Genomic DNA, 19,238 nt, shown 5'->3' on the forward strand with positions numbered 1-19,238 from the left:
CTTTGAAGACATGCCTGAGAAGGAGACACGCATGTCTGCATTGAATTCCGCGCCGATTGGCAGTCTGACGCCTGAGCAGATAGAAAGCTATTGGGAGGACGGATATCTTTACCCGCTCACTACGTTTTCGGAACAGGAAACGTCCGAGATCAGGGCAGAGTTCGAACAGATCGAGAAAGACTGGCTTGGCGCAGATCTTCCGCTACCCCTGAATACCTATAAACGGGTCAACGCACATCTTGTTATGCCGCTGGCAGCGCGTGTTGCAACGGACCCTCGGGTGCTGGATATCGTTCAGGGTATTCTGGGGCCGGATATCATGGTTTGGTCGGCCGAGTTTTTTGTTAAGGAACCGCACACCCGCCAAACAGTCGGTATGCATCAGGATCTGACCTATTGGGGGATGGGCGAAACGCCGGATCAGGTGACCGCGTGGATCGCGCTGTCTCCTGCAACGTGTGACAGCGGATGTATGGATTTCGTAAGCGCCAGCCACAAGAACCCGATCCTTCCGCATAACGACACCTATTCGGATACGAATTTATTGTCGCGCGGGCAGGAGATCGCGGTAGAGGTCGCGGATGAGGATAAAACCCATATCGAGCTGGCACCGGGTCAGATGTCGCTGCACCACGGGTTGACCATCCACGGCTCCGGACCAAACCGCTCGGATGACCGGCGGATTGGTCTGGCCATCCGCTATCTGAACCCGAATGCAGAGCAATTGGTGGCCGAACGCGATTATGCCCTGTTGGCACGGGGCGAAGATACGCAAAGCAATTTCGTGCCGGTACCTGCGCCAGAAACGCTGTTTTCACCCGAGGCGTTGGCGCTTTACGAGCGGGTACGGCAAGATCAGAGCAAGGCCCTGGCCGAGGGAGCAGACAGTTCTGTGCCGCTGTACGCCAATTCTTAAAGCGGCGGTCAGCGGCCCACACCGATATAGGTTTCGAATCCCGATTTCCGGGCAGCCGATTTCGAATAGATGTTTCGTAGATCCACCATCCGGGGGGACTTCATTGAACGTGCCATGTCCGACAGGTTCAGGGCGCGGAACTCATTCCATTCGGTCAGCAATACGACCGCATCCGCATCGGTGGTTGCGGTATAAGGGTCGTCGCACCATTCCACGCCCGGCAACAAGGCTAATCCTTCGGCCCGACCCTGCGGATCCACAACCCGAACCGTTGCGCCTCCGCCGATCAGTGCGGGGACAATGGTCAACGACGGGGCATCACGCATATCATCTGTGTTGGGTTTGAACGTAACACCCAGAACCGCGATGGTCTTACCGTTGAAGCTGTCATCGCATACGTCGCGAATTTTCTCGATCATGCGGTGTTTGACGCCGTCATTCACGCGCATAACCGTTTCGGTGATCTGCATCGGATAAGCGTGTTCCTGACCAATCCTCGCCAAAGCAGCGGTATCTTTAGGAAAGCATGAGCCACCATAACCCGGACCAGCATGCAGGAACTTGTTGCCGATACGACCATCCAGACCAATGCCGCGCGCGACTTCTTTGACATCACCGCCCACACGTTCGCACAGGCCGGCGATTTCGTTGATGAAAGTAATCTTGGTCGCAAGAAACGCGTTTGCCGCGTATTTTATCATCTCGGCGCTTTCCAGATCCGTCGTCAGGATAGGGAAGTCTCGCAGATAAAGCGGCCGGTAAATCTCGGCCATAACTTCGGCGGCGCGGTCGCTTTCAACGCCAACGACAACGCGATCGGGGCGCATGAAATCGTCAATCGCCGCCCCTTCGCGCAGGAATTCAGGATTTGAAGCGACGTCAAAATCTGCATCCGCATTGGCCTCAAGAACAGCCTCGTGCACCTTTCTGTTGGTGCCGACGGGCACGGTCGATTTGGTGACGATCACGGTGTAGTCGGTGACCGACTGAGCAATCTCTTGCGCGGCGGCCATCACGTAGGTCAGATCAGCGTGCCCGTCGCCGCGCCGGGTTGGGGTTCCAACGGCAATGAAAACTGCGTCTGCACCGTCCACGGCAGCAGCCAGATCGGTCGTGAAACTCAACCGCCCCGCTGCTACATTCTTGGCCATCAGGACATCAAGTCCCGGTTCGTAGATGGGAACTTGGCCGGCTTGCAACATCTCGATTTTCTTTTCGGCTTTGTCGACGCAAATAACGTCATGGCCAAAATCCGAGAAGCAAACGCCCGACACAAGGCCAACATAACCTGTGCCGATCATCGCTATCCGCATTTTTCAATGTCCTTCAACAAAAGACTGTTTAACGCGCGCCAGCATTTCGCAAAGTTCAACGGGTTTCAATGCCGTTTCCTGCCGCCGGGTTGCATTCTGGGTGTTCTTGCTGTTTCTGAGAGTCCTACCAGCCAGATTGAGTTTTGTGGAACGAGACAATGACAAAAACTGCTTTAATAACCGGCATTACAGGGCAAGACGGATCGTATCTGGCCGAGTTTCTCTTGGAGAAAGGGTATGAAGTTCACGGAATCAAGCGCCGCGCCTCGTCGTTTAATACGCAACGCATTGATCATATCTATCAGGATCCGCACGATCCGAACCCTCAACTCCACTTGCACTATGGTGATCTCAGCGACACGTCCAACCTGACTCGAATCATTCAGGAAGTTCAGCCGGATGAGGTCTATAACCTCGGCGCGCAATCCCATGTTGCCGTCAGCTTTGAATCGCCGGAATACACAGCGGATGTCGATGCGATTGGGACGCTGCGATTGCTGGAAGCGATACGGTTTTTAGGCCTGGAAAAGAAGACACGTTTCTATCAGGCGTCCACTTCCGAGTTATATGGCTTGGTGCAGGAAATTCCTCAGAAAGAAACCACACCGTTCCACCCCCGGTCCCCATATGCCGTGGCCAAACTTTATTCATACTGGATTACTGTGAATTACCGTGAGGCGTACGGGATGTATGCGTGCAACGGAATTCTGTTCAACCACGAAAGCCCGCGCCGGGGTGAAACCTTCGTGACGCGGAAAATAACACGGGGTCTTGCGAATATTGCGCAGGGGCTTGAGGAGTGCCTGTACATGGGCAACATCGACAGTCTGCGCGATTGGGGGCACGCGAAAGACTATGTGCGGATGCAATGGCTAATGCTGCAGCAGGATGCGCCAGAAGACTTCGTTATCGCGACAGGCGTACAGTACTCCGTCCGTCAGTTTATCGAGTGGTCGGCTGCGGAACTGGGTGTTACGCTGGAGTTCTCGGGTGAAGGCGTTCAGGAAGTTGCGACTGTCAAAGCGGTCAAGGGCGAAAATGCGCCCGCGCTTAAGCCCGGGGACGTCGTCATGCGTATCGATCCGCAATACTTCCGGCCCGCCGAGGTCGAGACCCTGTTGGGCGACCCTTCGAAGGCCAAAACCAAACTTGGATGGGTGCCGGAACTGACCGTTCAGGAAATGTGTTCTGAAATGGTAAGCGAAGACCTCAAGACCGCCAAACGTCATGCCTTGCTGAAAGAGCACGGCTTCGATTTGCCAGTAAGCCTGGAAAATGGCTGAGGTGGGCGCAATGCGGAAAATCTATGTTGCCGGTCATCGTGGTATGGTCGGTGCGGCCATACTACGGCAGTTGCAAGATCGTGGGGCGGCAGGTGAGGCACTGACCATTGTAACCCGCACTCATGCGGAACTGGATTTGACTGATCAGTCCGCAGTTCGGCACTTCATGGAGACCGAACGGCCCGATGTTGTCGTTTTGGCGGCAGCCAAGGTCGGAGGTATTCACGCGAACAATACATACCCGGCAGATTTCATTTACGAAAACCTGATGATCGAATGCAACGTTATCCATCAGGCGTTTTCAGTGGGAGTCCAGCGCCTGCTGCAACTTGGCAGCTCATGCATCTATCCCAAGGCTGTACCGCAACCGATGCGAGAAGATGCTCTGCTGACTGGAGTGCTTGAGCCGACAAATGAGCCGTACGCAGTTGCCAAGATTGCAGGTATCAAGCTGTGCGAAAGCTACAACCGGCAGCACGGCGTTGACTATCGCTCAGTTATGCCAACCAATCTGTACGGCCCAGGTGATAACTTTCACCCTGAAAACAGCCATGTTCTGCCGGCTTTGATCCGTCGTTTTCACGAAGCCAAGCGGGACGGTCTGGACGAGGTGGTCATCTGGGGAACCGGTAAGCCTCGCCGAGAGTTTCTGCACGTAGACGATATGGCCAAAGCGTCTCTGTTTGTGCTCGATCTGCCACGCGATGTTTATGAAGCCAACACAGAACCCATGCTGAGCCATATCAACGTCGGCTGTGGCGAGGATATCTCGATCGCGGAGCTTGCAACTCTGGTGGCCCGCACGGTGGGTTACACCGGGCGGATCACTCAGGATGTCAGCAAACCAGATGGCACAATGCGTAAGCTCATGGATGTGTCACGATTGGCGGATATGGGTTGGCGTGCGCGGATCACCTTGCAAGACGGCATCCACGAAACCTATGCGTGGTTTCTGGAACAGTCAGATGCTGAATTGCGGGCAAAGTAAAGCTCAGATCACAAAACCTCTGATCAGAACCAGCGTCCTGTGGCGGTTGCGGTCGGAGCGACAGGCGCAGGGTCAGAAACCGTTGATAGTACTTGGTAGGACACATTTGTGGCTGCCGGCGCATCAAACCCGAAAAATCGCGAGACCGATCCACCGCTGCCGCTTAGGGCAGGTTTGGTCCCAGAGGCAAAGGCAATTGGAAAGGTCCAACTGTTTTGCCCGCTTGAAAAAATCGCGCCTTCGCCGATGGTGCAGCCTACTGCGCTCAGATTGACTGTACAGATTTGAGTGCCGTCTGCGAAACGAACAAATTCACCATTTGCGTTCGAGCCCCGCTCGATCACTGCGCCTGTCGGCGTGCCTGATGTTTGTGACACAGATCCCAGCACGTTGCCGGGGCTATAGCCAAAATCCGCCCGCATCAAACGACCCGCAGTTACGTCCGAAGCACTGCTTTGAATCGCTGCACCAGTTGCAATTGCAGTTGTCGGATCGAAAACAAGGGCATCTGTCCATGTGTTCCCATCTGCCGAAACCTTGATTGAAAAACCAGTTGAGCCTGCCAGTCCCATTTCGGCGTGACCGGTCCAGTTGGATTGAAACAAAAGCGAAGCGGTATCCCCCGCGCTTGCCTTGTTGATCTTTAACTGGTGGCTATTGCCCTCATGGCTTAGCAATGTGGCAGAAGAACGAACCGAGAGGCGGTTTGTTGCGTCCCAGGTCGTTGCGACGCCTATCCCGTCCAGATTCTGCGTTGCCCCTGCCGGCACAACCCAATTCGAGCCTGTCCAGACTTTCACACGCCCGGCGCTGATGTCCCACGCTCTCCAGCCAATATCTGGCGCTACAAAGTGCCACGCATTATCCAACCATGCCGCAAGCATGTTTTCCTGACCTGACCATTCACCAATCGGAGCTTCACCTACGGCATGAACTTCACCCTGCGCTGGGGCCACTGGTGGGTTTGATGCATCGGTTGCCACGACGCTTAATTGAACAATCACATCCAGTTGCCTTAAGGCTTCGTTATGAGTGACGTGCTTTTGTGCTTGCGAGGGTTGAATGAATGGTAAATCCAAGCGGGGTGAAACTTGTGGCATTGGGGCGTGTCCTCCTGAAGATGCTGGTCCGACAATTGATTTGCGCGCCAAACTGCCATCAAATGGATGAATTCACGCTAAGCGGGCAGAACGCGTCCAAAAGGAAGTGGTAAGTTTTCTGTCATGTTGCCCGAAAAAGAAAAGGCACCCAAAACCGGGTGCCTTTGTACTGAGATTATGGGGCGGAAATTATTGGGCTGCTTGGTCAGTCGCCATCGTATCGTGCAGATATTCCCGCAGGTCGTCGCGCAGATCGGGTCGGGCCAATGCAAAAGCCACGGTTGCTTGTAGAAATCCAGCCTTCGAGCCGCAGTCGAAACGTTGTCCTTCGAACTTGTGCCCAAATACCGGCACACCATTCCCGATATCCTCGGCAATCGCGTCCGTCAGCTGAATCTCACCACCGCTGCCTTTTTTCTTCTGGTTCAGATTATACAGAACCGATGGGCCCAGAATGTAGCGACCGATCACTGCGAGGTTTGAAGGCGCCTCATCCGGTTTGGGCTTTTCCACCATGCCACGAGCCCGGACAACTTGTCCGATATTCTCACCTACGTCCAAAACACCATAGGAGCTGGTTTTTTCTTGGGGAACCTCCATCGCAGCCACCATGTTTCCGCCGGTTTCCTCATAGGCTTCGACCATTTGCTGCAAGCATGGTTTGTCCGCGGCGATGACGTCATCAGGCAACATGACGGCAAAGGGCTCATCCCCGATCAATCGGCGAGCACACCACACAGCATGGCCCAGCCCCAAGGCTTTGTGCTGCCTGATATACGCGATTGCGCCACTTTCCATGTTGGTTTCATCCAGCACTTCAAGCAGCTCGTCTTTGCCCTTGGCCTTGAGTTCTTGCTCCAGAGTATGGTTGTGATCAAAATAGTCCTCAAGCGCGGATTTGCCGCGCGATGTGACAAAGATGAATTCCTTGATGCCAGCCGCACGCGCTTCGTCAATTGCGTATTGGACCAGCGGACGATCGACCAGAGTCATAATCTCTTTGGGGACGGATTTCGTCGCAGGCAGAAAGCGGGTACCCAGTCCCGCAACCGGGAAAATCGCTTTGGTAACCTTGCGTACCATTGTACCTCTCAGTTTTTAAAATTTGCACCGAAGTCCAGAGGCTTCGGAACGTTGTCTTAGGCCGTGAACCCGGAATGTTCAATGACCTCGCGGAGACCGCTAGGGAAACAGGAGAAATCGTGCCATCCCAATACAGGGAAGTCAAAACGATCCATTGTCACATGCGAATGAAACCTTACCTTTCGTGCTATATTAGGAAACTAATTTATATTTTAGAGTGAGATAGTTTCCAAAAAAGCGCCTAATCGATGGAAAAACAGGCAGGTTGGTTAATACCTCAAAGCCAGAATCTGGCTTTGAGGTTTGTACTATGCATTGGCCACAATGCTTTCTAGTGGATCATGTTCCGCAACGAAGTGATCGGGCTTAATTTCGTTAAGTTGCGGGACATAGTCCTCTTGGCCAGCGAACAGGCGACTGGGGAGAAACCGCAGGGCAGCCTTCGGATCCATCGGCGAGGGAAGCTCACCGGGGATTTTCAGCCTTTGGCGGCTCCGTTCCACATCTGGGTCAGGGATCGGAACAGCCGATATCAGAGACTTGGTATAGGGATGGATCGGATCAGAGCAGATCACCTCGCCATCCCCCAGCTCCACGATCCGACCCAGGTACAACACCATTATCCGGTTCGACACGGCACGTACTACCGACAGATCGTGGCTGATGAAGATCATCGAAAGGCCGAACTCCTGCTGCAACTCGCGCAGCAATTCAACGATCTGCGCCTGAATGGACACGTCCAAGGCAGAGACCGCCTCGTCGCAGATGATCAGCTTGGGTTTGTTGATCATCGCGCGCGCGATGCCGACCCGTTGGTTCTGACCGCCTGACAACTCGTGCGGATAACGGTTGATCATGTTGGCGTTTAAGCCCACACGCTCCATCATTTCGCTGACCATCTGCTTGCGCTCGCGGTCCGTCAGATCAGGGCGGTAGGTCTTGAGCGGCTCGGCGATCGAAGCCGAGATTGTCATGCGCGGATCGAGGCTGGCCAATGGGTCTTGAAAGACGATCTGCAAGTCCTTGCGGTACTTGTTCAGCTCGGCGCGTTTGAGACCCACAATAGGATGGCCCAACCAGCTGACATTTCCGCCACTGGGTTCTATCAGTTGCAACACGGCGCGCGCCAGCGTGGACTTGCCGCAGCCGGATTCGCCCACAACGCCCAGAGTTTCACCCTTGCGGATGTCAAAGCTTACGCCATCGACGGCTTTGAGTGGCACTTTGCGCCCGAACAGCCCGCCTTTGACGTTGATCGGGAAATGCACCTTGACGTCATCGACCTTGAGCAGCGGTTCTTCGACCTTCTCCAACGCCTTGGGCGCATCGCCCGCATCAATGCGTGGCATCGCCTCGAGAAGGGTGCGGGTATAGTCGTGCTGCGGGTTGCGGAAAATTTCGCGGGTGTCTCCGGCCTCAACAAATTCGCCCATGCGCATGACTTGAATGCGGTCGCACATACGAGCGACTACGCCCATATCATGGGTGATCAGGGCAATCGCGGTGCCTTCGTCCTTTTGCAGGCGCACCATCAGGTCAAGAATGTCGGCCTGAACGGTCACATCCAGCGCCGTGGTCGGCTCATCCGCGATCAGCAGTTTGGGGTTGCACAGCATCGACATGGCGATCATCACGCGCTGACGCATCCCGCCCGACAGCTCGTGCGGGTATTGATCCAGCCGCCGCGCGGCTTCGGGGATGCGGACGCGGTTCAGCCAGTCCAGACAGCGAGCCCGCGCTTTGGAACCCTGCAGCCCCTCATGCACCTGAAGAACCTCGCGCATTTGCTGGCCGATGCGCAGATGCGGGGTCAGCGCGGTCAATGGGTCCTGAAAGATCATGCCCACGTCTGAGCCACGGATCTTGTTCAGGCGGTTGATGGGCAGGTTCAGGACTTCGGTGCCGTTCAATTTGGCTGACCCAAGCGCCCGACCAGCAGGTGGCAGCAAGCCCATCGCCGCCATGAAGGTTTGGCTTTTGCCCGACCCGCTTTCACCCACGATGCCAAGGCATTCGCCGGGGTTGATGTCGAAACTGATGCCTTTGACGGCCTCGACCACGCCATCGGGCGTGTCGAACTGGACCTTCAGGTCTTTTACGGAAAACAGACTCATATCAGCGATCCTTTGGGTCCAGAGCGTCACGCAAACCATCCCCGATGAAGAACATCGTGATGATGATGGCGACGTAGAATGTCAGCGGGAACATCAATTGCCACAGGGTGCCATACCCCATGGTTCCCGCCCCTTCCGCGATCAGACGTCCAAGCGAGGTGTAAGGTTCTGAAATCCCCAGCCCAAGGAACGAGATAAAGCTCTCGGTCAGGATCATTTCAGGCACCAGAAGCGAGGCATAGACGATCACCACGCCCAGCAAGTTGGGCAGGATATGGCGGTACATGATCGTGAATTCGCTGACGCCTGCGGCGCGGGCGGCCTCGATAAACTCACGGTTTTTCAGGGTCAGGGTTTGACCCCGTACGATCCGCGCCATGGTCAGCCAGCCGACCGCGCCAAGTGCGATGAACAGCATGAAGAAGGATCGACCTGCCACGACTAGCAGCAGAATAATCACCAGAGTTGCCGGGATCGCCAGCAAGATGTCGACAAAGCGCATCATGACGCTGTCAGTCCGGCCACCGATATAGCCTGCGGCGATACCATAGCAGGTGCCCACGATTAGCGCCGTGGCCGCCCCGATCAGACCGACTAACAGCGATGTGGTGGTGGCCTGTATGACGCGGCTGTACAGATCGCGCCCTAGATCATCGACGCCAAAAAAATGCCCCGTCTCAACCGAGGGCATCCCCATGCCACGAACGTCACCCATGACGTTCCAGTCGATCTCTTCATTGTTCCAGACCGCGAAATAGGGACCGATGATGGTGAACAGAACGATCAGCGCTAGAATGACTAGGCTGGCCATCGCAGCCTTATTGCGCACAAAACGCATCCGCGCGTCCTGCCAAAGTGAACGCCCCTGAATGACCGTGTAATCGGTGATATCTTCGGCCAGGTGGGCGGCTTTTTGAGATTTTCCAAGCATGGTTCGCCCCTTAGTACCGGATTTTCGGATCGAACCAGGCATAGGCCAGGTCGGTCAAAAGGTTCACGACGACGGTCAGCGCGCCATAGAGGATCGTGACCCCCAAAAGTACCGCGTAGTCGCGTGAAAGGGCCGAGCCGACATAGGCTTGCCCCAGACCTCCGGTCGAGAAATAGATGTCCACGAAGACCGAACCGGTCAGAACATAGACGAAGACCGGGCCCAAATAGGAGACGACGGGCAAGAGCGTCGGTTTCAACGCATGGCGCCAGATCACGGTTCTGGTCGGCAGGCCCTTGGCCCGCGCGGTGCGGATGAAGTTCGAGTTCAGAACCTCAAGCATCGACGAGCGTGTGATCCGCGCGATCGAGCCGACATATGAGGTCGCGAGCGCGATGACGGGCATGATCAGGTATGGCCATTGCCCCCCATTCCAGCCACCGCCCGGCAACCAGCCCAACCACAGGGTAAAGGTCAGGATCAGGATCGGGCCCATGATGAAGTTCGGCAGCGCCTGAGCTGCAATGCCCAGACCGACAGCGAAATAGTCGATCCAGCTATTGTGCTTGATGGCTGCCGCAATCCCCAGGCCTACGCCAATCGTGGTAGCAAACAGGAACGACAGCGATCCATAAGTCAGCGAGATCGGGAAACCTTGGGCGATGATGTCGTTTACATCGCGGTCCTTGAACTTGAAGGATGGCCCGAAATCGAAATGCACCACGATGTTATAAAGATAGTCCCAGAGCTGTTTCCACAGCGGCTGGTCCAGCCCATAGCGTGCCTCGATATTGGCCAGAACCGCAGGCGGCAGAGGCCGTTCCGAGGTGAAAGGCCCACCGGGCGCGAAGTGCATCAAAAAGAAACAAGCGACGATCAACAACAAGATCGTCGGAACGGCGACCAACAGCCGCCGGATGATATAGGCAAGCATTTCATGCCCCCAATTATTGGCTGTGCCCCAAAAGCGGTTCTTGGGGCACAGCGGGATCTAAAGGTGATTACTCGGCTGTTTTGTAGAGGTTTTTGGAGTACCAGTTCTGCTCTACGTTATTGACCGGCCAGTTCCCCACATCGCTGTCCATCATGTAGACGCCAGCATAGTGATAGATCGGGATGACGGGGGTCTCTTGCGCGATGATACGCTCGACCTCGGTATAAAGCGGCGCGGCATCGTCCGCGGTTTTGGCAGAGGCCAGCAGTTCATCAACTTTGGCGTTGTTATACTTGCCGTCGTTATAGCCCGAATCCGACTGCAACAGGTCCAGGAAGGTCGAGGCTTCGTTGTAGTCGCCACACCATGCGCCACGGGCCAGATCGAAGTTCTGGTTACCGCGCTCTTCCAAGAACACTTTCCATTCCATGTTGGCCAGCTCGGCGTTCACGCCCAGTTTCTGTTTCCACATCTGGCTCAGCGCCACGGCAACTTTCTTGTGGGCCTCTGACGTGTTGTAGACCATCTCGAAGCTCAGCGGATTGTCTGCGCCATAACCGGCCTCGGCCAGTAGTTCCTTGGCCAGTTCGTCCCGTTCGGCTTGCGACATCGACGCCATTTCGACGTCCGGAACGGTGAAGCCTGCGGTTGCTTCGGGCGCGAAAGTATATGCCTGCGGCTGACCGCCTGCCATGATGTTCTCGGTGATGATCTTACGATCTACGGCAAGCGACAGGGCCTGACGGACATTCGGGTCTTTGAACGCTTCCGGACCACCTTCGGACAGGTTGAACGTGTAGTAATAGTTGCACAGACGCGGGAAGCTGATCGCCTCTTCCGGGTGCTCTTTTTGCAGGCGCGGGAACTGGCCTGCGGGAACTTCCGTGCGGTCCAGTTCACCGGCCAGATAGCGGGTCAGGGCCACGTTTTCATCGTTGATGACCAAGGCCACTACCTTTTCGATGATCGTGTTGTCATTGTCCCAGTACATCTCGTTGCGCTCGCGGACCGAGCGTTCCTGCGGCAGATGCTCGGTAAGAACATAAGCACCGTTCGACACGATGTTGCCGGGCTTGGTCCAGGCGTCGCCGAACTCCTCAATCACTTTCTGCGGGGCAGGGAAGGTGGTCGCATGCGTGGTCATCTGCGGGAAATAGGACAGCGGTGCGCTCAGCTTTACTTCCAGCGTGTGGTCATCGATGGCCTTGACGGCCAGATCGTCAACCGGCTTTTCGCCTGCGATAATTTCAGACGCGTTTTCGATCGACATCAGCTCCATGTACCACGCATAGGGCGAGGATAGAGCGGGATCGACGGCGCGTTTCCAGGCAAAAACGAAATCGCCTGCTGTAACCGGATCGCCGTTGGACCACTTAGCGTTGTCTCGCAGGGTGAAGGTGTAGACATCTTTGGCGTCATTCGTGGTAAAGCCTGTTGCTACACCTGGAACCAGATTTCCGTCTTCGTCCTGGTTCATCAGACCTTCGAACAGATCGCGGACGATCTCGGCGCCCGAAACATCCTCAACTACCTGCGGATCGACCGAGCTGTGCTCGTCCAGAATGCGATATGTGAACGTCTGGTCATCGGCCAGCGCTTCACCCGTGGTCGGGTGGGTCCCGGCGGCAAAAGCCGCGCCGGTGATCATGGTCGAGGTCAACAGACCTGCTAGCGAAGTTCGAATATATTTGTTCATGTTTGTATTCTCCCGTTTTTGGGGGCGACACACGCATAGCCCGTCAGAGCGGTCGCTGACCTCTCTGATTGTCCGGCTCGGATCGAGCTCGGGACGGGTTCACAGTTTGCTTTGTCAGATCGCAATGAACACCGCGTCGCAGTCTTTCGGTTGCAGTCGGAAACGTGGTTGCGAAAGTCGCCCTTCACTGGGGCCGACGTTGGCATTATTTCAAAAAAGGTTAAAGCCTTTGCCTGCAAATTGGGCAATCTAACGTCAATTGTGAATGAAAACGGGTCCTATCCGGCAATAAAATAATTTAGCGCAGGCGCTTCTTGACACTTTTGTGAAGCTGCTTGGAAACACGTTGACGCTTTACGCTTGGTAATGGCTCAAGCATAGCCTGTGAAAACAGCGAATCGCTATTTGGCCAGAGTCGCTTTCATTGAAGCCGCGGGGAAACAGGTCGGGATACGGCCAGTTTGTTCCTGCCACCTACCGATAGAACGGCGCGTCTTGAATCCAGGTAAACCATCCGCTCCGCCCACGTCGTGCCCTTGAGCTTCTAATGATTTCTGCATTGCTACAATGTCTGATCGGTAACGCGGGTCTATCGCACCCCAACGTCCCTTGAAGTCGCCGATTTGGTACTGGATGCGATCGCTTACGTGGCCGACAAACAGTGCATACAGATCGCTGTTGTTGTATCGCTTCAGCACATAGAAATTTGGTGTAACCAGAAATGCTGGTCCGTTTCGACCAGCAGGCATCGTCAGATATCCTTCTTCGGGCAGTTCATGCTGTGGGAATGGTTTCCCCGACACTCTCTGAATGCCCAGTTTAGCCCAATCACGAATAAGTTTACCCTGATCAGGCCCCTCGTTTGCGCAGGACACAGATAGGGGAACCGTGACTTCAAATCCCCAATCGCGGCCCGGCACCCAGCCATGCCGCGCAAGATAGTACCCAATTGACGACAAAGTATCGTCAACCGAGGTCCAGATGTCTGCGCGTCCGTCTCCGTTTCCGTCAACCGCATGTTCAAGATAATTCGAGGGCATGAACTGGGGTTGCCCAAGAGCTCCGGCCCAACTGCTTTTCATCCTACCAGGTGGGGCGTGGCCCGCCTCGGCAATCTCGAGCGCTGCGATCAGTTCTTTGGTGAACAGTTCCGCCCGCATGCTCATAAACGCTTTGGTAGCCAGAACCTGTATGGCGTCATGCCGGATGGGCACTTGACCGTATCCGCTTTCTCGTCCCCAAATAGCCAACAATATGCGGGCAGGGACACCGGTTTCAGTTTCAACTCGGGCAAGCACCGCGCCATGGCGGCGGGCCATCTTACGCCCAACCGAGGTTGCACCTTGCACTGAGCCAGGGTTGAAATAGCGGGCAGGCGCACCGAATTCGGCCTGTTTCTGTTGTGTCGGCTGCACCTTGTGTGTTCCGGGTGGAACCAGGTCGGGAAGATCCCAGTTGAGCATCACACCGTCAAATGCTTGCTGAAAAGTGTGTTTTGAAACGCCCTTGGCTTTTGCGTTCGGCCATATGGTTTCACCAATCCACGCCTGAAATTGGTGTTCGATAGCAGCGCGGTCCTGAGCCCGCGCAACAGTCGTGCAAAGTAGAAGAGCAAGAAAACAAAAAATCCAACGCATTTCCGAATTGTCTCAACCTAGGTGTTCCGCAAGTCAATAGTGTCGTTTGTATAAGGCTGGGGTTGATCGCAAAGGAATACGAACAATTTGGGGTTTTGGAAAACTCTTGAGAAATCGCCCGACTCTGTTGATAGTTCAGCCAGACCATATGCCGTAGGAGGGCGAACAGGCGTGGCCCATTTCAGAGTGTCATCCGCTGTGTTGCCAATCGCCGCATTGGTTCTGACCGCGGGGTTGTTTGCACATGTGGCCCATGCTGCCGACAGTTTTCTGGAGCCGCAAGGCCCCATCGCAGCCGTTCAGAAAACACATCTGGTGCGAGCAACGCTGTTGATCCTGATTGCTGTTGTGCCGGTTTTATGCCTCGTACCTTTGATCGCAATCAGGTATCGCAGGCGCAAACAAAGTCAGTCAGCTTATGCCCCGAACTGGGACTTTTCGGCGCGTCTGGAGTTCTTGATGTGGGGCGTTCCGGTCGTGATCGTCGCGGTCTTGTCTTTCTATCTGTGGAAGGCAACTCACCGGTTGGATCCTTATGCAAACTCATTTGGTGAAGCGCCTGCCATCAATGTGCAGGTCGTAGGCTTAGATTGGAAATGGTTGTTTATCTATCCTGACCACGGCATCGCCACTGTAGGAGAGTTTGGGATACCTGTAGGCCAACAAGTCGCGATAACGTTGACGACTGACACCGTTATGCAGTCTTTCATGATCCCTGCGTTAGCCGGCCAGATTTACGCGATGCCGGGAATGACCACTCAACTGCATCTCGTCGCCAACACGCCAAAGACCATGCTGGGTGAAAACACGCAGTATAATGGCAGGGGCTTTACCAAGCAAAAATTCCTGACACAGGCCATGCGGTTGCAGGATTTCGATGCGTGGGTAAACAGCGTGCGAGCCAACGGCATTCCGCTAACAACCGAGACCTATAAAATACTGGCAATGCGCACCGACAGGGACGAAGTTCAGGCTGCGTTGGGCACCGCGACGATGCCTCTGAACGCCTTGTACTTCACACTGGATGACGGCGACTTGTTCCATTCTATTCTGCACCGTTACCACAGCGGTCAACCTTTGTCGGCAGCGCAACAGCCCGGGACCGTTTCATATGGTCAGGAGGGCGGACAATGACGACTGCGTACAGCGAAACATTCGGCCGCCTGAGTTGGGACTCTTTTCCGATTGCGGGGCTGATCCAGTCTCCGAACGCCAATGAGATAGTCGCCAACGCCGCCGCCGCGATAGTGATCGTCGGAGCAATAGCCGTTGTCGCCTTGCTGACTTGGTTTCGTCTTTGGGGCCCTCTTTGGCGCGATTGGCTGACCAGCGCGGATCACAAGAAAATCGGCATCATGTATATAGTCTTTGCCATCGTCATGTTGGCTCGGGGCGTTCTCGAAGGTGTTGTGATGCGCGCTCAGCAGGCCGCAGGCCCAGGTGAAGGTTTTCTGGAAGCTGAACATTTTGCTGAACTGTTCAGTACCCATGGCACAATCATGATTTTCTTTGTCGCGGTTCCTTTCGTGTTCGGCATTGCGAATTTTTTGGTTCCCCTGATGATCGGTGCACGAGATGTCGCCTTTCCGGTCATGAACCAGATCAGCCTTGGTTTTACGGTCTCCGCAGGCATGATGCTGATGGTGTCATTGGTGGTCGGAGAGTTCTCGACCGGCGGCTGGACGGCCTATCCACCCTATACTGGTGCAGCCTTTAACCCCGGTGTAGGACCGGACTACTGGATCTGGGCCATTGTTGTGTCGGGTATCGGAACAACTCTGACAGGTATAAACTTTGCAGTAACAATCTATAAATTGCGCGCGCCCGGTATGACCTTCATGCGTCTGCCGATGTATTGTTGGACGATCATCTGCAGTTCGATCCTGATCGTTTTCGCAATGCCACCGCTTGGCGTGGCGGCTCTCATGTTGGCGGCGGATCGATATCTGGACTTCCATTTTTTCACCAACGACCTTGGTGGGAACATGATGAACTATGCCAATCTGTTCTGGCTGTTCGGACACCCCGAGGTCTATCTGCTGGTCCTTCCCGCGTATGGGATTTATTCCGAGATTTTCGCAACCTTTTCGGCGAAACGACTGTACGGCTACAACTCGCTTGTCATCGCCACGATGTCGATCGCGGTTATGTCGTTCACGGTTTGGCTGCACCATTTTTTCGCGATGGGTCAAAGCGCGCTGATAAATGCGGTGTTTGGGATTGCGACGATGCTGATCGCTATTCCGACCGGAGTGAAGGTTTATGACTGGATGGCCACACTGTTTCGGGGCCGAATCCGTTTCTCGGTCCCGATGCTGTATGGCCTCGCATTCCTTATGCTGTTTGTGATTGGAGGCCTCAGTGGCGTTCTTCTGGCTAATCCAACGTTGGATTATCAGGTTCACAACACGCTGTTTCTTGTCGCGCATTTCCACAACGTGTTGTTGCCCGGGGTGTTGTTTGGGTTGCTGGCTGGATACAACTACTGGTTCCCCAAGGCCTTTGGGTTTCGTTTGAACGAAGCTTGGGGGCGACTGACGGTTGTTCTGTGGACAGTTGGGTTCATGTTGACCTTTTTGCCGCTGTATTTCGTCGGTCTGATGGGGATGCCCAGACGGTCTTTCAGTTGGGAGGACCCCAGCTTCCACCCCTATATGATCGTTGCGGCGCTTGGATCACTGGTGATCCTGTCAGCGCTGCTGGCGGTCGTTGCGCAGTTATGGATCAGTATCAGAGACCGCGAGAAAACACGCGTGCCGGTTGGCGACCCATGGGATGCCCGCACACTGGAATGGTCGACGCCGGCGCCGCCGCCGCCTTACAACCTCGCTATCATCCCCAACGTGACCGAGCGGGATGATTTTGCTGCGGCCAAGGAACGAAATGAAGCTTACCCGCAGCCTGAGGCTTACGAGGATATTTTGCTGCCGCGCAATACCGCGATCGGTTTCGTTTTGTGTGTTTTCAGTGGTGTTTGGATGTTCGCGCTTGTCTGGTGGATCTGGTGGTTGGCCGCGTTGATGAGCGTCCTTATCGTCGTGGCGTTCATCGCCTGGACGTTCCAAACGGACACCGAAGTGGTCATACCGGCCACCGAGGTGCGCAAACAGCATGAAGCATGGCTTGAGATCGTGCGCAATTCGGACCCTGTCAATCGCGACCATGAATGCGCACCTGAAAACCGTGGTCTCGCGCGACCAGATATGGAGGCCACAACATGAAGCGCGCTCCAACCCACAGTTACCCCGGATTGAATCTGGGCCGCAGGCATCCCGAAGCGGACAAGGCCAGTGAAGTCGTCACATTCGGTTTTTGGGTCTTTCTAATGAGCGACCTTGTCTATTTTGGTCTGATGTTCGCGATCTACATCACCATGATAGATGCGCAGGCCGGTGGACCCGGTCCGCATGAGCTGTTCAACCTTAAGAGCATTTTTGCCCAAACGCTCATCTTGCTTACGAGCAGCTTGACTGTGGGGCTGGCGATGCTGGCCTTGAAGTACAACCTGCCACGCTCACGCATTGTGATGTGGTTTGGCGTCACGCTTGTTTTGGGGTTGAGTTTTCTGGTTCTTGAAATGAGTGATTTTATGGCGATGGCTGAAAAGGGAGGCATTCCCCAACGCAGCGGGTTTCTGTCCGCTTTCTATGGCCTCGTTCCACTGCACGGCCTGCACGTTGCTGCCGGTTGCATCTGGTTGATCGTGCTTGGCATCCAGCTTCGCGTTTTTGGTCTGACAGACCTGCTTATGTCGCGGGTCGTGCGGTTGGCCTTGTTTTGGCATTTCCTTGACCTGATCTGGATCGGGATCATCACGATCGTTTATTTCGGAGGGCTTGCCTATGGATAAGCGCAGCGAAATGCACCGTCGGGAACGCCGCCGTTATCTTATAGGATATGGCGGTTCACTGCTTCTGACCATTTCTGTCTTCTTGGCAGCGTTTGTCTTCGGTATTGCGACCAAGGGCGTTTATTTGACGATTGGATTGCTGGGGCTTGCGCAATTGATTTTACAGCTGGTCTACTTCCTTCACATTGATCGCAGGCGCAGTAGCCGTGAAGATTTGGATCTTGTGTTGTTTTCAACGCTGGTTTTGCTGATCATCATAGTCGGTACAATCTGGATCATGGGAAATTTGGCGGTGCGCATGCACACGTTTCCAATGTAGTGACCAAGTTAGAAACGCGAACTCTTCGGCACTCAAAGCCTCGTCAATAAAAGACCAAATCCAAGCGCTATCCAGCATAAGGCAAGGCTGAGGCATATGTTGCCCGCAGCCAGGGCAAATGTGTTCCTGCGCCGCAACTCCAGCGACTGATAAGCAAAGCTTGAAAAGGTCGTGAAGCCACCGCAGAACCCGAAAACAAGGTGTTTCTGTTCTTCGCTTATCTCAGTTACCCCGCCGAGGTACCCGATCCAGAGGCCCAGAATGAAACTTCCTGCAACATTTACGATCAACGTCGCAAAAGGCAGATCGTGATTGATTTTCAAAGCCACCCATTGGCGCAGGACCGCACCTAGACCTCCGCCTAAACCAAACATTATATGCTGGTAAAATTCGCTCAACACCCGGACCTCGTGTTGAAAACGCGGCGACCTATTGCTTCGCCCGCGAGGGCGGCAATCAGGCCACATGCGATCTCAAGTACAGCAGCCATTGCGGCGTACCAGGGGTTTATAGCGGCCAACATGTCTAAGTCTGCAACAAAAGAGGAAAAGGTAGATAGCCCGCCGCAAAACCCGACAGCGCCAAGGTGCAGGACATGGGCATGTACGCGGTGTCTTATGGAATATAGCCAGCCCAAGACAAAACAGGCGGCAATATTAATCCCGAAGGTTGTTGTTAGGATCCGAATGCCGGGGATCTCTATAGAAAAAGCCTCTCGAAACAACGACCCTGCTGCGCCACCCACGAAAACAGCCAAAAACATCCACGCTGTGGCTGAAACCTTCGGGTGGGTAGATTTTTGGGCCAATGGTTTCGTCCGTTTCAAGCGTGCGAGTTGGATACCGTGTGACTAAAGTAGGATCAACTATGAGCCGACCGTGAAGCCCTGCCCTCAAAATCACCGTCATCTAAATGCACTGATACAATTGCTTGCAATCAAACGCCAAATGCCCCCACGATTTGATCGACCCGCCATCTGATTTGGAGAGCTAGGATGATCGTCCGCAGACTATTTTATTTTCTCAGTTATGTGTGTCTGCCGCTGACGGTTGTTTGGGGACTCTTTTGGCCTCC

At 54.7% G+C, this 19,238-nt stretch carries 17 protein-coding genes; 7 read left to right on the top strand and 10 right to left on the bottom strand.

Going from position 1 to position 19,238, the window contains the following annotated elements; genetic code table 11:
• The first annotated feature begins 31 nt into the window (after positions 1 to 31).
• Entirely contained in the window at positions 32 to 916 is an 885-nt protein-coding gene (locus AC2FF7_RS18895) for a phytanoyl-CoA dioxygenase family protein (protein WP_496906141.1), read from the top strand.
• An 8-nt stretch (positions 917 to 924) separates the two neighbouring features.
• On the opposite strand, the gene AC2FF7_RS18900 is transcribed toward AC2FF7_RS18895, so the two are convergent.
• Entirely contained in the window at positions 925 to 2,229 is a 1,305-nt protein-coding gene (locus AC2FF7_RS18900; RefSeq protein WP_170355198.1) for a UDP-glucose dehydrogenase family protein, read from the bottom strand.
• Positions 2,230 to 2,387: 158 nt separating this feature from the next.
• Between AC2FF7_RS18900 and gmd the strand changes: the two genes are divergently transcribed.
• Positions 2,388 to 3,512: a GDP-mannose 4,6-dehydratase gene (gmd, locus tag AC2FF7_RS18905; RefSeq protein WP_170754257.1), complete on the top strand. Its 1,125-nt coding sequence runs from the start codon at positions 2,388 to 2,390 to the stop codon at positions 3,510 to 3,512.
• A gap of 10 nt (positions 3,513 to 3,522) precedes the next feature.
• Positions 3,523 to 4,500: a GDP-L-fucose synthase gene (fcl, locus tag AC2FF7_RS18910; RefSeq protein WP_480868429.1), complete on the top strand. Its 978-nt coding sequence runs from the start codon at positions 3,523 to 3,525 to the stop codon at positions 4,498 to 4,500.
• Between the two features lie 23 nt (positions 4,501 to 4,523).
• Here fcl and AC2FF7_RS18915 read toward each other — a convergent pair whose 3' ends face one another.
• The 7 genes from AC2FF7_RS18915 to AC2FF7_RS18945 all read right to left on the bottom strand — a co-directional run bounded on the left by AC2FF7_RS18915 (position 4,524) and on the right by AC2FF7_RS18945 (position 13,995).
• On the bottom strand, positions 4,524 to 5,600 hold the full coding sequence (locus tag AC2FF7_RS18915; protein WP_496906142.1) for a DUF2793 domain-containing protein: 1,077 nt from the start codon (positions 5,598 to 5,600) through the stop codon (positions 4,524 to 4,526).
• A 189-nt stretch (positions 5,601 to 5,789) separates the two neighbouring features.
• The gene (gene galU, locus AC2FF7_RS18920; protein WP_496906143.1) at positions 5,790 to 6,683 is read right to left on the bottom strand and encodes a UTP--glucose-1-phosphate uridylyltransferase GalU; all 894 of its coding nucleotides are present in this window, start codon (positions 6,681 to 6,683) and stop codon (positions 5,790 to 5,792) included.
• A 308-nt stretch (positions 6,684 to 6,991) separates the two neighbouring features.
• Complete coding sequence (locus AC2FF7_RS18925) at positions 6,992 to 8,797, bottom strand: ABC transporter ATP-binding protein (protein WP_480868426.1); 1,806 nt, start codon at positions 8,795 to 8,797, stop codon at positions 6,992 to 6,994.
• A 1-nt stretch (position 8,798) separates the two neighbouring features.
• On the bottom strand, positions 8,799 to 9,728 hold the full coding sequence (locus tag AC2FF7_RS18930; protein ID WP_170355192.1) for an ABC transporter permease subunit: 930 nt from the start codon (positions 9,726 to 9,728) through the stop codon (positions 8,799 to 8,801).
• A 10-nt stretch (positions 9,729 to 9,738) separates the two neighbouring features.
• A complete protein-coding gene (gene oppB / locus AC2FF7_RS18935) occupies positions 9,739 to 10,662 on the bottom strand; it encodes an oligopeptide ABC transporter permease OppB (protein WP_209196323.1) in 924 nt (307 codons plus the stop codon).
• A gap of 67 nt (positions 10,663 to 10,729) precedes the next feature.
• Positions 10,730 to 12,358, bottom strand: a complete 1,629-nt coding sequence (locus tag AC2FF7_RS18940; protein WP_170754247.1) for a peptide ABC transporter substrate-binding protein — start codon at positions 12,356 to 12,358, stop codon at positions 10,730 to 10,732.
• A gap of 401 nt (positions 12,359 to 12,759) precedes the next feature.
• The gene (locus AC2FF7_RS18945; RefSeq protein WP_496906144.1) at positions 12,760 to 13,995 is read right to left on the bottom strand and encodes a lytic murein transglycosylase; all 1,236 of its coding nucleotides are present in this window, start codon (positions 13,993 to 13,995) and stop codon (positions 12,760 to 12,762) included.
• A gap of 171 nt (positions 13,996 to 14,166) precedes the next feature.
• Here AC2FF7_RS18945 and AC2FF7_RS18950 point away from each other — a divergent pair, with 171 nt between their 5' ends.
• Genes AC2FF7_RS18950 through AC2FF7_RS18965 form a run of 4 tightly spaced genes read left to right on the top strand, consistent with a single transcriptional unit; the run spans position 14,167 to position 18,164 of the window.
• Positions 14,167 to 15,129: a cytochrome ubiquinol oxidase subunit II family protein gene (locus AC2FF7_RS18950; RefSeq protein ID WP_496906145.1), complete on the top strand. Its 963-nt coding sequence runs from the start codon at positions 14,167 to 14,169 to the stop codon at positions 15,127 to 15,129.
• Positions 15,126 to 17,216, top strand: coding sequence for a cbb3-type cytochrome c oxidase subunit I (locus AC2FF7_RS18955; RefSeq protein ID WP_496906146.1), 2,091 nt, complete (start codon positions 15,126 to 15,128; stop codon positions 17,214 to 17,216). Before AC2FF7_RS18950 ends, AC2FF7_RS18955 begins: the two co-directional genes overlap by 4 nt.
• Positions 17,213 to 17,845: a cytochrome c oxidase subunit 3 gene (locus AC2FF7_RS18960; protein WP_170754238.1), complete on the top strand. Its 633-nt coding sequence runs from the start codon at positions 17,213 to 17,215 to the stop codon at positions 17,843 to 17,845. Before AC2FF7_RS18955 ends, AC2FF7_RS18960 begins: the two co-directional genes overlap by 4 nt.
• Positions 17,838 to 18,164, top strand: a complete 327-nt coding sequence (locus tag AC2FF7_RS18965) for a cytochrome o ubiquinol oxidase subunit IV (protein WP_234899478.1) — start codon at positions 17,838 to 17,840, stop codon at positions 18,162 to 18,164. Before AC2FF7_RS18960 ends, AC2FF7_RS18965 begins: the two co-directional genes overlap by 8 nt.
• A gap of 32 nt (positions 18,165 to 18,196) precedes the next feature.
• Here AC2FF7_RS18965 and AC2FF7_RS18970 read toward each other — a convergent pair whose 3' ends face one another.
• Both AC2FF7_RS18970 and AC2FF7_RS18975 read right to left on the bottom strand, forming a co-directional pair.
• The gene (locus AC2FF7_RS18970) at positions 18,197 to 18,562 is read right to left on the bottom strand and encodes a fluoride efflux transporter FluC (RefSeq protein WP_170754236.1); all 366 of its coding nucleotides are present in this window, start codon (positions 18,560 to 18,562) and stop codon (positions 18,197 to 18,199) included.
• Positions 18,559 to 18,927, bottom strand: a complete 369-nt coding sequence (locus AC2FF7_RS18975) for a fluoride efflux transporter FluC (RefSeq protein ID WP_170754413.1) — start codon at positions 18,925 to 18,927, stop codon at positions 18,559 to 18,561. The genes AC2FF7_RS18970 and AC2FF7_RS18975 overlap by 4 nt, the downstream gene beginning before the upstream one ends.
• Positions 18,928 to 19,238: the final 311 nt, after the last annotated feature.

It is taken from the genome of Ruegeria sp. YTSC325, from assembly GCF_059609525.1.